Source organism: Lactococcus sp. (genome assembly GCF_036648155.1).
Taxonomy (GTDB): Bacteria; Bacillota; Bacilli; order Lactobacillales; family Streptococcaceae; genus Lactococcus; species Lactococcus cremoris.
Window position 1 is genome coordinate 171,188 of the sequence record NZ_JAVXIY010000006.1, and the last position, 16,943, is coordinate 188,130.

The following is a 16,943-nucleotide window of genomic DNA, read 5'->3' on the forward strand; positions in this document are numbered from 1 at the left end:
CAAATGAAAATTATTGTGCCAGCAACATCAGCAAATTTGGGCGCCGGTTTTGATTCAATTGGTATTGCCGTCAATTTATATTTGACAGTTGAAGTCCTTGAGGAAAGTCATGATTGGAAAATTGACCATGATTTAGGTGAAAATATTCCAACTGACGAAAGAAATTTATTACTGACCACGCTGTCAGCAGTTTTGGAAGACAAGAATGTCGCTCTGTCAGCAAAATATCATCTAAAAATGACTTCAGAAGTCCCTTTGGCAAGAGGTTTGGGTTCATCAAGTTCAGTCATTATTGCTGGAATTGAGTTGGCCAATCAGTTGGCAAAACTTAATTTGACTTCTGATGAAAAACTTAAGTTAGCTTGTGAAATTGAGGGGCATCCAGATAATGTTGCTCCAGCTCTTTTAGGAAATCTGGTTATTGCAAGTACTGTGGCTGGTAAAACAAATCATATTGTTTCTGATTTTCCTTCATGTGCACTTTTAGCTTTTGTTCCAGATTATGAATTAAAAACGGTCGAAAGTCGTAAGGTCTTACCCAATGAGTTAACTTATAAAGAAGCAGTTGCTGCCAGTTCTATTGCGAATGTACTGACAGCCAGTCTTTTGACAGATAATTTAGAAGTAGCAGGGCAAATGATGGAAGCTGACCGTTTCCATGAAAGCTATCGTGCTTCCTTGATTCCAGAGCTTCAGTTATTGCGAGAAATCGGTCATGAGTTTGGGGCTTACGGAACTTATCTGAGCGGTGCAGGTCCCACAGTGATGCTGCTTGTACCCGATGATAAGTTAACTTTACTGACAGAAAAAATTATGGAGAAAAACCTCACTGGTCATCTTTATCCATTGAAAATTGATAACAAAGGATTACAAGTAGAAGAATCTGTATTTTAATACAGGTTCTTTTTGTTGATTATTTTATAGATAAAATGATATAATCATTAAAGCAAAAAAGAATGTAAAGTAGTTCACTAACTTTCATTTTATTTGTCAGAATAAGGTTTTTGATTGATCATTTTTTTAAAGTTAAAAGTAATGAATTATTAAATTTCTTCTAATGACAAAAAATGTGATTTAAATGAGAAACCACGATTGCCCTACTGTCCGCTTTTTTAAAGCAAGAGTTTATAAAGAAAAGGAAACTCAAATGACTCAAACAAAAAAGGCAAAAGTCAGAAATCTGATTATTGCTGCGATGCTTACTGCACTTGGAATTTTAATTCCAATGATGATGCCGGTTAAACTCATTATTGGCCCAGCCTCATTCACGCTTGCTGCACATGTTCCGGTAATGGCTGCCATGTTTTTCAGTCCACTTATGACTGCTTTTGTTGCTCTGGGAACAACTCTCGGATTCATGATTAGTATTCCGGTGCCAACAATTTGGTTGCGCGCGCTGATGCACCTTCCTGTAATGACTGTTGGTGCCTATGTCTTGAAAAAACATCCAGAATTTGTTCATCAAAAAGTAAAAATCCAAATCTTTAATTTTATTCTCGGTATTTTTCATGCTGGTTTGGAAACTTTAGTTGTTTATGCTTTTTATTCTCTAGGATTTGCGAATATTGAGCAAGGTGCTTTATTGAACTTCCTCTTATTGATTGCTCTTGGAGGACTTGTCCATAGCATGGTTGACTTCAACTTAGCGCTTGGTTTGGGTAATGTTTTGAGTAAAGCCTTTCCTATTGACATCTTTGATAAAGCTAAAAATCTTGTGAATAAAAAGAAAGTTAAAGCCGAAATTTAAGACAAAATTGTCATCTTTAATAGAAAATGATAAAATAAGGTTATGATAAAAGAAACTGATCTTGAAAATATCCCAGATTTACTGATTAAATTTAATGAACCCCTATCAAATTATACTTACACAAAAGTAGGAGGACCAGCTGATATTCTGGCTTTTCCGGCTACAATAGAAGCACTGACAGAACTGTCAGCAAAAGCGAAAGCAACTGATACACCGGTTACAGTTCTTGGAAATGCCTCAAATTTGATTGTTCGTGATGGTGGAATTCGTGGACTCGTTATTTTACTTGAAAAACTTGATTCAGTAAAAGTGGCTGGTTATACCATTGAAGCGCAAGCAGGAGCGAAATTAAAAGAAGTCACTCAAGTGGCCCAAGCCAATTCACTGACAGGTTTTGAATTTGCTTGTGGGATTCCTGGCTCAATTGGTGGAGCGGTATTCATGAATGCTGGAGCTTATGGTGGTGAAATTTCCCAAGTATTGGTCAGCTGTAAAGTGATGGACGCTGAGGGAAATGTTTCGGTTTTAAGTGCAAGTGAAATGCAATTTGGTTATCGTCATTCTGTGATTCGCGATAAAAATTTAATTGTTCTGTCAGCAAAATTTGAACTCCAAGCAGGAGACCCAACACAAATTCAAAATGAAATGGATCGTCTTAATTTCTTGCGTGAAAGTAAGCAACCTTTAGAATATCCGAGCTGTGGCTCAGTTTTTAAACGTCCAGTTGGTCACTTTGCAGGACAATTAATTCAAGAAGCTAAACTTCAAGGTCGGCGTATTGGCGGTGTCGAAGTCAGTAAAAAACATGCCGGTTTTATGGTTAATGTTGCTGATGGAAATGCGACGGATTATGAAAAACTGATTGCTCTGGTCATTGAAAAAGTTAAAGAAAATTCAGGTGTGACATTAGAGCCTGAGGTCAGAATTATTGGTGAAAAATAAGACAGGATTTTCCTGTCTTTTTCAAATTTCAACTTGATAAATCATCAAATTTAAGCTATAATTAATGATGTTCTGTGCATATACAGAAGATTTGACCGCTCAAGATTACGGATACTTTATCAGTAATCAATTTATGTTTTAATAAATAATTTGAGCTAAGGCCAGACGGACAGCCGGGTCAAAAGCCGAAATTGGCGACTTTCGTTGCCTTATTGATTAACTCGTTCATGAGTTATGGGGAGATATAAAAAGCCCCACCCAAGAAAAACACGCTTTGGCGCATCAATAAGAGTATTAAAAGTTCTTCTGCTGTATAGACTCTGCACAAGATTTTTCTGTTTGTCCTTTTGGAATCAGAAGACTTAAATTGATGATGAAACCAAGCGTTGGCTTGGTTTTTTATATTATTTTCAAATAATTTTATGGCTTAACACATCTTTATATTCAAAGGAATTATTAAAATGTCAAAAACAATTATCGAATTTAAAAACGTCAGTAAAACCTATGCGGATACTGATACAACTGTCCTTAAAGATATTTCATTTGAACTTGAAGAAGGAAAATTCTACACGCTTTTAGGCGCCTCAGGTTCGGGAAAATCAACAATTTTAAATATTATTGCCGGACTTCTTGACGCAACTGATGGTGATGTTATTCTTGATGATAAAAGAATTAACGACCTACCAGCTAATAAGCGCAATGTACACACTATCTTTCAATCATATGCCCTTTTTCCAAATATGAACGTTTTTGATAACGTCGCTTTTGCTCTTAAAATCAAAGGAGTAGATAAAAAGGAAATTGCTAAGCGTGTCTCAGAAAGTCTAAAACTTGTCCGCTTAGATGGCTTTGAAAAGCGTTCAATTACGAAATTATCAGGCGGTCAAAAACAGAGGGTTGCTATTGCACGCGCCATTATCGACCGTCCAAAAGTTCTCTTACTTGATGAATCTCTATCAGCCCTTGATATGAAACTTAGAAAGGACATGCAATATGAATTAAGAGAACTTCAACAAAGTCTTGGAATTACATTTATCTTTGTTACCCATGACCAAGAAGAAGCACTGGCCATGTCTGATTGGGTTTTCATCATGAATGAGGGTGAAATCGTTCAATCAGGCACGCCAACAGATATATATGATGAACCAATCAATCATTTTGTCGCTGATTTCATTGGCGAATCAAACATTCTGAACGGAAAAATGATTGAAGATTACCTTGTAGAATTCAATGGTCAAAAATTTGAAGCCGTCGATGGTGGGATGCGTAAAAATGAACCGATTGAGGTGGTCATTCGTCCAGAAGATATCTGGTTTACTCTTCCTAACGAAGGAAAATTTAATGTCAAAGTGGATACTCAGCTCTTTCGTGGTGTTCACTACGAAATTGTAGCTTATGATGAATTTAACAATGAATGGCTTATCCATTCGACCCACAAAGCTATCGTTGGAGAAACGGTTGGACTTGATTTTGACCCAGAAGCTATTCATATCATGCGTCTCAATGAAAGTGAAGAAGAATTTGATGCTCGGATTGAAGAATATGTTGAAGAAGAAGAAACCGTCGGTTTAGCTAAAGCTGTTGAAGAAGAAAATGCTGAAGAGGAAGCGGCCATTCAAGAAGCAGTCAAAGAAGCCCTTGAAAATACAATGGAGCTGACAGAACTTGCTGAAACTGTTAATGAAATTTTGCAAAAGCAAGAAAATGAAACAGAAAATAGTGAAAGTGGGGATCATAAGTGACCAAAAGAATTTATTCCGTTCCCTATTTTCTCTGGATTGTCTTCTTTGTTATTGTTCCTTTGGCCATGCTTTTGTGGCAATCATTTTTTGATTTAAACGGTCATTTTACCCTTAACAATTACATCCTCTATTTCTCTAGTGGAACTTATCTATTGATGACGTGGAATTCTATTCTCTACGCACTGATTATTACTGTGGCAACCCTTGTCATTTCCTACCCTGTGGCCTATGTTTTGACCAAACTAAAAATGAAACAATTTTGGCTCATGCTTATTATTTTACCGACCTGGGTCAACCTTTTACTCAAAGCTTATGCTTTTATCGGAATTTTTGGTAAATATGGTTCGGTCAATAACTTCTTACAGTTTTTGGGGATTGGACGGACACAGATTTTATTTACTGACCTAAGCTTTATTTTGGTCGCATCATATATCTCAATCCCCTTTATGGTTTTACCAATTTTTAATGCTTTAAATGACTTAGATGATAATTTGGTAAATGCAAGTAGAGATTTAGGTGCTTCAGCTTTCCAAACTTTTACCCAAGTCATCTGGCCTCTTTCACTAAACGGTGTCAGAGCAGGAGTGCAAGCTGTCTTTATCCCAAGCTTGTCACTCTTCATGCTGACCCGTTTAATCGGTGGAAATAAAGTCATAACGCTTGGTACGGCTGTTGAAGAACATTTCTTAACTACCCAAAACTGGGGAATGGGTTCAACTATTGCCGTTGTATTGGTTGTAGCCATGTTGATTGTCATGAGAATGACCAAAGAAAGGAGAGATTAAATTGCAAAAGAAAAATTCACTTGGGAAAGTTTACCTCACCTTTGTCCTCATTCTTTTATATGCTCCTATTTTTTACCTTATCTTTTACTCATTTAATGCTGGAAGTGACATGAGTAAATTCACAGGCTTTACATTAGATAATTTCAAAACATTATTTGCTGACAGCCGTTTAATTTTGATTGTTGTTCAGACTTTCTTTCTAGCTTTTTTAAGTTCACTCATTGCTACAATCATTGGGACAATCGGTGCCATAAATCTTGTTAAATTAAAAAGAAGACGACGTGAAACTTTACTGGGTTTAAATAATGTCTTGATGGTTTCTCCTGATGTAGTCATTGGTGCTTCCTTCTTGATTTTGTTTACAATTGTTGGAATGAAACTTGGCTTTATCTCCGTCTTACTCAGCCATATTGCCTTCTCCATACCTATTGTTGTGCTAATGGTCATGCCCCTTTATCAAGAAATGGACAGCTCACTAATTGATGCTGCCAATGACTTAGGAGCAAATTCAAGCCAAATCATGCGTGAAATCATTTTACCTTATCTGACACCAGGAATTATTGCTGGTTTCTTTATGGCTTTTACCTATTCTTTAGATGATTTTGCCGTCACTTTCTTTGTTACAGGAAATGATTTTACAACACTGTCAGTAGAAATTTATTCCAGAGCCCGTGCCGGAATTTCTTTAGAAATTAATGCTCTCTCTACCCTTGTATTTCTCTTTTCAATTCTATTGGTTGTAGGGTATTATTATATTATGAAAGATTCAGAAACCGTCGGAAAATCTTCAAATCTGACCTAAATAGTTCTTATTGATACTTTGTAGTTCAAAGTATAGAAAGGAGAAACTTGAAAAAATTATTATACTTTTTTGTTGGAATTCTAGTCATTACTGCTTCACTAGGACTGATTACCAATAGAATGAAAGCTGCTGACGGAGTCAAAACTCAGAATAATAGCTTGACAATTTTCAATTGGGGTGAATATATCGATCCAGACTTGATTAGTAAATTTCAAAAAGAAACAGGTTATAAAGTTAACTATATGACTTTTGATTCCAATGAAGCCATGTATTCAAAAGTCAAACAAGGAGGAACAGCTTACGACCTAATTGTTCCTTCTGATTACATGATTGAAAAAATGGCCAAAGAAAATCTGCTCCTTAAGCTAGACCACAGCAAAATTAAAGGTTTAAAAGACGATGACCCTAAACTACTTAATCCAGCTTTCGACCAAGGAAATCAATATTCTGTTCCATACTTTTGGGGAACATTAGGCATAGTTTATAACTCAAAAACAGTAAAAACTCCTCCAAAAACGTGGAATGATATCTGGTCACCAACTTACAAAAACTCGATTTTACTGACAGACAGTGTGCGTGACGTCATGGCAATGGTTCTTAGTAAACATGGCTATTCATTAAATACAACCAACCAAAAAGAGTTAGACATAGCCTATCAAGACCTCCTTAAGCTTACGCCAAATGTAAAAGCAATTCTGGGCGATGAAATCATGAATTACATGATTAATAATGAGACACCTTTAGCCGTTGTTTATAGCGGACAAGCAGCAGAGATGACCTCTGAAAATAAAAATTTGAAATATGTCATCCCTGAACGTACAAATATTTGGTATGATAATTTAGCCATTCCGAAAACAGCAAAAAACGTCAAAGCAGCTTACGCTTTTATTAATTTCATGCAGGAACCCAAAAATGCAGCTCAAAATGCAGAGTGGATTGGTTATGCAACTCCGAACTTGAAAGCAAAAGCTCTCTTACCCAAAGAAATTCGTGATAATAAATCATTTTACCCAGATGAAGCAACTATCAAAGATGATGAAGCTTACAAAAACCTCAATCCATATTGGACTGGAATTTATAATGATTTGTATTTAGAATTTAAGATGAATAAATAATTGGAGAGCGTTGTCCTAATTTGAATGTGTCTGCAGAACTAGTAGAACCACTAAAATTATCAAGTCTATAATCCAGTTAAGTGCAAAATTAAAAATAAATCCTACAGAAAAGTCTACAAAGTTAATTTGTAGACTTTTTCTTTTTTCAATCAATTTTTTCATTTTAAAACTGTTTATTTCGTGTTTTAAATTTTCTATCATACTTTTTATAATAGAAAAAATGTTTTATATTATAAAAAGAACCTAAAATTGTAGACATAAAAAGTCTATATTCTGAGGGTCTAATTAGTTTGTTTTTTAATTATTTATCTATCTATCGACCATTCTTTTGGAAATGAATGCGATACTCCTTTGGCGACAAATTACTCCATTGTTTAAATTGTCGAGAAAAATGAGACAGATTCTGATATCCAATAGTTTCAGCAATTTCGCTAATTGGAAGATTTGGTTGATGAAGAAGAAATTTTGACTCGTTGTAACGAAGTTGATTTAGATAATTTTTAGGACTGATTGAGTAAACTTTTCTAAAGACTTTCAACATGGTACTTTCACTTATATTTAAAGAATATGCTATCTCATGCATTGAGAGGAGTGGTTGGTTTTCTTTGATAGGTTGCTTAGTAAAGGTTCGAAAATTTTGTTGTATTGTATCTGCGATTGATTTTGCTAAAATTAGCGATGAATTATCTGATAATGTAGCTATATTTTGCTCTAGTAAGGTGTAATCATATAAACTAAGCATTAATTCAATCAAAAGTTTTTCTGTCATTAATTTCTCCCTAAGAGAAAAAGTACTTGTTTCAATGAGAGTAATATACTTTTGGAGAACTGATTTTATTTTTGGAAAAGCATCATTATTTTTATTTAATTTTACTGAGCAAAGCATTAATATATTTAATTGAATCTCAGGATCATCAATATCAAAATGGACACAAAAATAATGCATACCAGTAGGCGAAATACAAGAGTTTTCATGTGGCATTCCGGGTGGGATGAGTATGATATCATCTTGATAACAATTAAATGAACACCCATCAAATTTAGTCTGTTGAACACCATCAAGTATAATCATAATCTCGAAAGCAAAATGGGCCTCACGTTCATTTTTCCAGCCTAACGGAACGCTTTGTTGATGCCCTCCAAAAAATTTCATATTCATATTTATTTCGGGTAAGCTGATAATATTTTTTAGCCATTCAGGTTCTTTATTCATTATTGTTCACGACCTTTATTTTTAGAGGTCAGAGCTGAGAATGTGAAAATCAAAGCTATTACGACAAAAATGAAAGCTGCATATTTTATTTGTGATAAAGCGTCAGAAGCACCAAATACTTTTCCTAAAAAACTGATTATAAAAGGCGAAAAGAAGGAGCCTAAGTTACAAGCAATCATAGCTAGTGAAATAACAATATTTTTGGCGGAAGATGTCACACTAGATAAAATTAGACCGTATACATAAGGAATAACTATCATGGAAATGGAGACAAAAACCAAGCCAATAAAGAACACAAGCATATTTGGAGCCGCAAGTAGTATTAAATACCCTATGAATCCTAAAACGCATGCTAAAACAGGTGTGAAATTTTTAAATAACTTATGAATTTGTCCATAAAAGATGAAGCTGATACTTCCTAAAATACCGGCTACTGCTAAAGCAAGAGACAGAAGTTCAGAGTGAGCCAAGCCTAATTGTTGAATTGCAAGTGCTGATGAAGTTAGCATGACGATTACAGACACGAAGAAGAAAAATAACGTGAAAATACCTAAAAGAACAGCAGGGGATAATTTTTTATTTACATGTGCGACGGTATCGTTTTTAACTTCAACACTCGTTTCTTTCTCAATTCTTTTTGTGTATCCTAGCGAAAAAATAATAATCATAGGAATTATTGCTAAATAAACTAAGAAACTACTATGCCAATTAACTGATAATAATAGACCTGCCATAAAAGTTGCGACACTGTTTCCTAAGGCAGCAGTAGCTGATTGTAATCCAATTAAATTTTGTTGCTCATCTCCTTCAAAACAATCTCCGATTAAAGAAATCGTTAATGAATTGTATAACCCAGTACCGGCCCCGAATAAAAAACGTCCTAATAAAATTAAATAAAAATTGGAAGTAAAAGCAGGTAATAGTCCGCCCAAAAGAGCTATGGTCAATCCTATAAGAACTGTATTACGTTTTCCGATGTATTTAATGATTCCAGAGCTTAGAATTATGAATAACATAATGGAGAAAGAGGGGATTGTTAACAGTGATTGAATTTCGGTTGTACTTCGATTGGCAAAGGAATCAATCATCGCTGGTACAGCAGCAGCAACAGCACCTGCTGTTTGGATTGTTAAGGATATACATAAAATAGCAACTTTTAGTCGAACATTCTGGAAAGAAGTTGATGATTTTAACATGGGTGAAACCTCCTAGATAATAAAAATATTTTTTGTTGCAGTGATGTGATACTCAGGACAGTTTAAACTTTTTCAAAAAAAAATGCAAGCGTTTTTTATTCTAAAGATAACGGTTGCATTTTATAAAAATTACCAGTATTAATCTGCTTATTTACTAATATACAAGGAAAAATGCCCAACAAAATAAGTGATTATGTTAGCTTTTTTTCCGATTATTGGTAAAAAATATCTGATTTTTGATATATAATTAATTATAGAAATTAGGTATTCTTATAGCATTGAGAAAGGTGAATAAAATGACAGAAAAAATTAAAGGAATTAATTTAGGTGGATGGCTTGTTTTAGAAAAATGGATGTCTCTTAAACTTTTTGAAGATGTAGCCGCAGAAGATGAATATTATTTGGCACATGACTTATCTGAGAGTGAATATAAGGCACGAATCAAAGTTCATCGCTCAGAGTTTATAACAGAAACCGATTTTTTACGTATTTCCTCAGCCGGATTTAATTTAATACGAATTCCAGTTCCTTATTTTATTTTCGGAGATCGCTTACCATTTATCGGTTGTATTGAGGAATTAGACCGAGCGTTTAACTGGGCAGAAGCCTATGGGGTACGTATTTTATTAGATTTACATACAGCGCCTTTCAGTCAAAATGCATTTGATAATGGTGGATTATCCGGAGTTTGTAGATGGGCACAAATGCCAAAAGAAGTTGAATTTGAATTAACAGTATTAACAAGATTAGCAGAACGCTATAAAAATCATGCTGCTTTATGGGGAATTGAAGTCATTAATGAGCCAATTACTGAACGTATTTGGAAAACGATGAATCCTCAAAAACGATATATTCCTCGAGATTTAAAACTGGCTGCTGACAGTGCACCTATATCGTTAGAGTTTCTAAAAGAATTTTATAAAGAAGCATATTTCCGCTTAAGAAACATACTTCCAGAAGAGACGGTTATTTCATTTCATGATGGTTTTGAACTACATTCTTGGAAGGAATTTTTTAAAGAAAATGACTTTAAAAATGTCATGTTAGATACCCACCAATATGTGATGATTGCAGAATTAAAAGGAACACCGCAAAGTTTAGAAGCTTATAAAGTGTATCTAGATGGTTTAGGAAAGCAAATTGCCGAGGTACAAAAATATGTTCCTGTTTTTGTAGGGGAATGGTCACTTTTTAATTCATATACTGCTGGAGTTGATACAAAAGGAGGAATCAATCCTACTCAAGAAGAATTTTTAGATAAAAAAATAATGTCAAAAAATGAATTAGCGATGGCTTATTTAGAACTATGGAATGCTTCAGTGAAAGCTTGGAACCAAGGTGAAGGTCATATTTATTGGACTTATAAATTAAATATTGATACTGTAAATGAACCAGCGTGGTATGGTTGGGATTCATGGGATATGAGCCGTTGCTTAATTAATCAGTGGGTTGATCCAATGAATGATATAAAATATTAGAAATCGAAATAATTAAGAAAGGTTTTCTTTAAATGGTGAAGATAAAAAATCCAATTATTCCTGGAATGGCTCCAGATCCATCTATTATTCGAGTTGAGAATACATATTATTTAGCTACTTCAACGTTTCATTGGATGCCAGGCATTCAATTGTATAAATCTACAGACTTAGTCAACTGGACACTTATTGATAATGTATTAAAAAAAGACAAAATCAATTTACAAGGAACAAATACACCTGGTGGAATTTGGGCTCCTCATTTATCATATGATACAAAAACTAAAAAATATTGGTTAGCCTATTCCCACATGGTAAATATGGCTGGTAGAGAATTTAGTTCAAATTCTTATATGATGTGGTCTGAAGATATTAGTGGCCCCTGGTCGGAACCAATTTATTTAACATCAATTGGTTTTGACCCCTCTTTATTCCATGATGAAGATGGTAAGCACTATGCTGCAATATTAGAATGGGAGAGCAGGGAAGGTTACCAAGCTCCAGGACACATTGTCATTGTAGAAATTTCCTTGGAAAATGGAGAAGTTTTAGGTCAGTGGAAAAGAGTAACCCAAGGTTTTACTACTCGGGGATGTGCCGAAGCACCACAAATTTATAAACATGCGGGCTACTATTATTTATTACTGGCCTCAGGTGGGACAGGTTATGCGCATGGAGTCGAAATCGGTCGTTCAAAAAGTATAATGGGTCCTTATGAGCCACATCCGACGGGAGAACCAATCATTACTTCGTCACCTCGGCATCTCTTTTCTTTAGGAGATCCTGATGCAGGACATTTTGAGATGTATAATCCAAATTCTTTAATCCAAAAAGCTGGACATGGCTCCCTAGTAGATACACCAACTGGTGAATGGTATATTACTCATCTTATGTCACGACCGTTGCCAAGAACACTTTTAAATCCATTGGGACGAGAAACTTCAATACAAAAAATGCGTTGGAATGATGATAATTGGCTAGAAATGGAAGATGGTTCAAATCTAGCAAAAATTGAAGTAGAAGGTATTTCTGGTATAGAAGATTTGAAGTTATTAAATCATGATGTACAAGAGTATTTTGAAGCCCCAAAGTACAGTAATCAGTTTATGACACCGTATCAAGCACAAACTATTGAATGGGTTAATACTACAGAACGACCGGGCTTTTTAAGAATTTATGGTGGAGACTCATTTTTTTCACAAGTAAATCCATCAATAATGGCGACTAGAGCAACATCATTTTTGTATGAAATTGATACAAAAGTAATTTTTGAGCCTAATCATTATTCAGAAACGGCAGGTGTCGGACTCTACTATGATTCAAATAATTGGGTTTATCTCCATATTACCTATTCAGAAATTACGAAAGGCCCCGTATTATCGGTTTTACAGGCAAAATTAGGTGAGAGAAAAGAAATTTTTCAACCAATCATCGAAGTACCTAGTGGAACTGTAGAATTAAAAATAATTTATAATATGGGCTTTGCTGAAATGTATTATCGATTAGTGGACCAAGAGGAATGGCAACTTGTTATGGAAAAGATTGATGTAACCTATTTATCTGATGAAGGTGTAAACGGAGAATCGGGTGAAATTGGTGGTTTCACGGGATTGTTCAACTTTATTGGCTCAGTAGATGCACATCAACATGATTCATTTGCTGATTTTCAATTCTATAAAGTGGTAAATTTCTAATAAAGATTAAATATAGTTTATTTGCTTGCCATTAGGTAAAGTGAAGCCTATCTATAGTGACAATATATCTGGAAGTTACGGTCAATGAAAAAATATTTAAAAATATTCATTATCTAATTACCAACCGATTATGTGGAAATAAAGTTCTTTTTTGAAAAAGAACTTTTTTCTATGAAAGAATAATCTAAGGGAAATATGATTTATGTCAGAATCGGACATGTGACCTTGAAACTAGAGAGTTTACATTCGTAAAATAAAAAGGAAAATGGGCGAAATACTTATCGTTTTTGTCCAGTAAAGATATTTGAAGAATTAAGTCAATGTTAAAGTAAAAAAATAGTAAATATAATTGGTTAATAAGTTTGACTTTGGGCGTATATCAATAATAATTACTTTATCTTATAAAAATAAGATTTATAATATATAGAAATGCAAGCTATATAATTTAAAGTTGAAAAATAGCTAAAATAATGTATAATAAAAGGTACATGAAATATTGTAATTAGATTATAATCAAGAAAAATCATGGATTTAGTTGATTATGTAGTTGGTATCATTGACTTTGTAAATATCAAACGATACTTTTTAGCGTTATTATGTAGAATAGGATGCAAAAGACTCCGAAAAATTAAGGTTTTCTCGAAAGCTCTGTTATGTTCTTGATATAAAAATACTTATAAATGCCTATATTTGGCTAAATTTTAAATATTTTGTTTCTTAAAATAATATATTTAAGTAAGTATAAGTTACTATTTAATAATACAAGCGACACAAAAGGACTGCTTTTAATGAAAAAAAGATGCAAAAGACTCCGAAAAACCTTAATTTTCTTGAAAAACATTTTATTAATAAGTCCTTTGGCTAATTGAGTTTACAAGTATTTATTTGAAAATTATATAATTATCTGGAGTTTCAAAATTTGTTCTTTATGTAATTTCAAAAAATTTATTTAACTTATTAAAAAAACAAGATAGAATTATATGAAATTTAAAGCCCTTGTTTTTTACGTAACTGTAATGTATAATAGTATCTGTAACTTATTCAAAAAGATAAAAGTACGAAAAATTAGCATTTTTCTGAAACTTAATGTATTCATTATGTAAAAAAGCCATAATCCATAGAGTATAGCCGTTGTGAGAAGAGAAAGTAAAAGATTAGGTCATTAGTTCATGAATAGAACGAACAGTTATAACTGTTCGTTTTTTTTAATATGATTTATTTTTTTAAAATCAGTATCATCTTTTTTTCAATGAGAATTTCAGAAAAACGTTAAAGATATTGCGGAGGCTGATAACTCTATTAATAATGAATTAATTTCTAAAATAGTTTTGTATTATCCTAGTTTAAAATTAGTATTTTATATTAGTGTTTATGAAATCAATAAAAGCAAAAAAGTAACACTCGTAATAACAAAAAAATATATATGCGTTTGTAAAACAATCAAGATGAACAAAAAGTAATGATGCGGATGTTTGGAATTATCTGCATCAAGAGAATATAACATGAATTTAAATTTTATACTTTCAAAAATGTAAGAATAATCATAAATATTTTAGGTATGATAGTAGTATAGATGGTGAGATGTTATATTATATATATTAGTCTAGGAGGAAAAAGGGATAATGGATAAAGTAAATATGACCAAAGGACTAACAAATACTGAAGTAGAAGAACAAAAAAAACTTGGAAACGTGAACGTAACGACAATTAAGGTCGGTAATTCAAATAAAGATATTATTATAAAAAATTCAATGACCATCTTTAATTTACTCAATATCATCTTGGCAGTTGTGCTATTTGTTATTGGTTCTTATAAAAATATGTTATTTATTTTTTCAATTATCTCGAATACCTCTATCGGAATATATCAAGAAATCAAGGCCAAGCGAATTATTGAAAAGCTTTCTTTTCTCAAACAAGAAAAAGTAGAAGTAATTAGAGAAGGTGAAAAAGCAAGTGTTCATAAAGAGGAACTAGTTTTAAATGATATAATTTGTTTGAAAAAGGGAGACCAGGTTCCAGTTGATGCGATAAGTTTAGAAAATGGAATGGATGTAGATGAATCCATGATTACCGGAGAGTCTGATTTTATTGAAAAGCAGACTGGTGACTTTATCTACTCTGGAAGTTTGGTTATGCAAGGAACAGCAAAAGCACAGGTTCAGGCTGTTGGGAACCATACCTTTATAAGTAAATTGGCCAAAGAAGCTTCTGTTTTAAAGAAAGCAAAGTCAAAAATTCAACAACAAATTGATAAAATCCTAAAAATAATCGTTATTGGTATTATTCCAATTTCTATCTTAGTGCTTTTGAACCAATTTGTATTTTCATCTTTAGATTTGTCTGTGATTCCACAAAGAAAGACAGCAATCATTGGTACAGCAGCAACAATTACTAGTTTGATACCTGAGGGGTTAGTTCTTTTAACTTCAGTTGCATTAGCTTTGGGTGTCATCAAGCTCTCAAGAATGAATGTTTTGACCCAAGAGTTATCAGCAATTGAAACATTAGCAAGAGTTGATGTTCTTTGTTTAGATAAAACAGGGACCATTACCGAAGGGCAGATGAATGTTGAGCAAGTCCTCTATTATGCAGAAGAAAAACCAGAAGTTGATAAAATCATGTCATTTATCATTGCCTTGGATGAAGAACAGAATGCATCAATGGAGGCGCTCAAAAAATACTTTGACACGAGTCAAAAAAGTAACTTTGAATTAGAAACTTATCATCCTTTCAGCTCAGAAACTAAGTATCAATCGATTGAATTAAAAGGAGGAAGTACTTATAATCTTGGTGCTTTTGATTTAGTAGCAAAAGAACTTACAACTAAACAAAATGCTGATATTGAAAAAGCACTAGATGAAGGATACCGGATACTTGCTTTATCACAGAGTAAACCAAACGAGAAAGATAGTCTGGTTTGCTTGATTTTGTTAAAAGATAGACCTAAAAAAGAAGCAAAACGAATTCTAGAATATTTTGAAAAACAAGGGACTAAAATAAAAATTATTTCAGGAGACCACCCTAAAACTGTTTCACTCATTGCAAAAGAAGTAGGTTTAGAAGCTGATTATGTTGGCTTATCAGAACTTCCTGATGATGAAAAGGAATTTAAAAAAATTGTTGAGGAAAAAACAATCTTTGGTCGGATAACACCAGAAAGAAAAAGAGATATTATCGCTTCACTTCAAAGTAATGGACATACAGTTGGGATGATTGGAGATGGAATCAATGATATTTTGGCTCTTAAAAAATCAGATTGTCCGATTGCTTTAGGAAGTGGAAATGAAGCAACAAAATCAGTGGCTCAATTTATTCTTTTAAAAAATGATTTCTCTGTCTTGCCTGACATTTTAAAAGAAGGAAGAAAGGTAATCAATAATATTACTCGAGTGGCAAGTATGAATCTTTTACGAGTAATCTATACTTTTACTCTGACCGTTCTTCTATTGATTACACATCATTTATTTCCTTTAGAGTCAATAAATTTGATGATGATGGGGATTTTCACTGTTGGAATTCCTAGTGCCCTACTTGTACTAGAGAAAGATGAGAAGCGAAACGAAGAAGATATTCTTCAAAAAATTAGAAATAATGCGTTGCCGACTGGGATAATTATTGGAGTAGCTATCTTTGCTATGCTAGCCTTAGCCTATAAATTTCCAATCTACACAAGCTTCACAAATGGACACGTCGTAACTCATTACAAAGAGTTCATCAGTGATGTGACTTTAATTATCGGAAGTGTTCAACTCTTCTCTCTTTATCTCTTATGTAGACCCTTAAGTCGATTCAGAGCAATAGTTATTACCGGAATGACGGCACTGTTTTATGGAACTTACTTCATTGAACCTGTCACCAAATTCTTAGGAATTGCTCCCTTCACAAGCTTCAGATTTCTTATCCCGACAAGTATATGTATCTTGCTGATTTTGATTATTAGAGCATTCTTTTCAAAAGAAGTAAAAATGAAAAGTAAAAAGCTTATCTTACTCATTTCTTGCTTGCTCTTAGTTTCAGGGTTCTCTTTTACAAAGTTAAGACAGTATAGCGTGAGAGCAATGACTGATAGTCCTCAATACAAAAAAATATTAGTAAATAATTGGGAAAAGTCACAGCTCAATAAAGAAAATACAAACGAGAAATAAAAGCAAAAACATTATCAGTTAGATAATGTTTTTTTATTTACTCTAATTTTATATTCTTGCTTTAATGATTTTATAGATAAGTGA

12 protein-coding genes are annotated in these 16,943 nt (G+C 33.3%); 10 read left to right on the top strand and 2 right to left on the bottom strand.

Features of this window, described 5'->3' with window-relative positions; all coding sequences use genetic code 11:
* The first annotated feature begins 3 nt into the window (after positions 1–3).
* The 7 genes from thrB to RSC39_RS07685 all read left to right on the top strand — a co-directional run bounded on the left by thrB (position 4) and on the right by RSC39_RS07685 (position 7,133).
* Complete coding sequence (gene thrB / locus RSC39_RS07655) at positions 4–894, top strand: homoserine kinase (protein WP_063281748.1); 891 nt, start codon at positions 4–6, stop codon at positions 892–894.
* 253 nt (positions 895–1,147) lie between these two features.
* Entirely contained in the window at positions 1,148–1,747 is a 600-nt protein-coding gene (gene niaX / locus RSC39_RS07660) for a niacin ECF transporter S component NiaX (protein WP_332536304.1), read from the top strand.
* Positions 1,748–1,789: 42 nt separating this feature from the next.
* Positions 1,790–2,689 carry a UDP-N-acetylmuramate dehydrogenase gene (gene murB, locus RSC39_RS07665; protein WP_332536306.1) on the top strand — a complete coding sequence of 300 codons (900 nt, stop codon included), beginning with the start codon at positions 1,790–1,792 and terminating at the stop codon, positions 2,687–2,689.
* 461 nt (positions 2,690–3,150) lie between these two features.
* Entirely contained in the window at positions 3,151–4,431 is a 1,281-nt protein-coding gene (locus RSC39_RS07670) for an ABC transporter ATP-binding protein (RefSeq protein ID WP_011835201.1), read from the top strand.
* Positions 4,428–5,216: an ABC transporter permease gene (locus RSC39_RS07675; RefSeq protein WP_011835200.1), complete on the top strand. Its 789-nt coding sequence runs from the start codon at positions 4,428–4,430 to the stop codon at positions 5,214–5,216. Before RSC39_RS07670 ends, RSC39_RS07675 begins: the two co-directional genes overlap by 4 nt.
* A 1-nt stretch (position 5,217) precedes the next feature.
* A complete protein-coding gene (locus RSC39_RS07680) occupies positions 5,218–6,018 on the top strand; it encodes an ABC transporter permease (RefSeq protein WP_046782020.1) in 801 nt (266 codons plus the stop codon).
* 47 nt (positions 6,019–6,065) lie between these two features.
* Positions 6,066–7,133 carry an ABC transporter substrate-binding protein gene (locus RSC39_RS07685; protein WP_011835198.1) on the top strand — a complete coding sequence of 356 codons (1,068 nt, stop codon included), beginning with the start codon at positions 6,066–6,068 and terminating at the stop codon, positions 7,131–7,133.
* 313 nt (positions 7,134–7,446) lie between these two features.
* Here the strand turns inward: RSC39_RS07685 and RSC39_RS07690 are convergent, their stop codons facing one another.
* Together RSC39_RS07690 and RSC39_RS07695 are read right to left on the bottom strand one after the other, a co-directional pair.
* Positions 7,447–8,346, bottom strand: coding sequence for an AraC family transcriptional regulator (locus tag RSC39_RS07690; protein ID WP_332536310.1), 900 nt, complete (start codon positions 8,344–8,346; stop codon positions 7,447–7,449).
* Positions 8,346–9,542 (bottom strand): MFS transporter, encoded by a 1,197-nt coding sequence (locus RSC39_RS07695; RefSeq protein ID WP_332536312.1) that lies wholly within the window; start codon positions 9,540–9,542, stop codon positions 8,346–8,348. The genes RSC39_RS07690 and RSC39_RS07695 overlap by 1 nt, the downstream gene beginning before the upstream one ends.
* 296 nt (positions 9,543–9,838) lie before the next feature.
* On the opposite strand from RSC39_RS07695, the gene RSC39_RS07700 reads away from it, so the two are divergent.
* The 3 genes from RSC39_RS07700 to RSC39_RS07710 all read left to right on the top strand — a co-directional run bounded on the left by RSC39_RS07700 (position 9,839) and on the right by RSC39_RS07710 (position 16,859).
* Entirely contained in the window at positions 9,839–11,020 is a 1,182-nt protein-coding gene (locus RSC39_RS07700; RefSeq protein ID WP_332536314.1) for a cellulase family glycosylhydrolase, read from the top strand.
* A 32-nt stretch (positions 11,021–11,052) separates the two neighbouring features.
* Entirely contained in the window at positions 11,053–12,711 is a 1,659-nt protein-coding gene (locus RSC39_RS07705) for a family 43 glycosylhydrolase (RefSeq protein ID WP_332536316.1), read from the top strand.
* Positions 12,712–14,333: 1,622 nt separating this feature from the next.
* Positions 14,334–16,859 carry an HAD-IC family P-type ATPase gene (locus tag RSC39_RS07710; protein ID WP_332536318.1) on the top strand — a complete coding sequence of 842 codons (2,526 nt, stop codon included), beginning with the start codon at positions 14,334–14,336 and terminating at the stop codon, positions 16,857–16,859.
* Positions 16,860–16,943 lie beyond the last annotated feature (84 nt).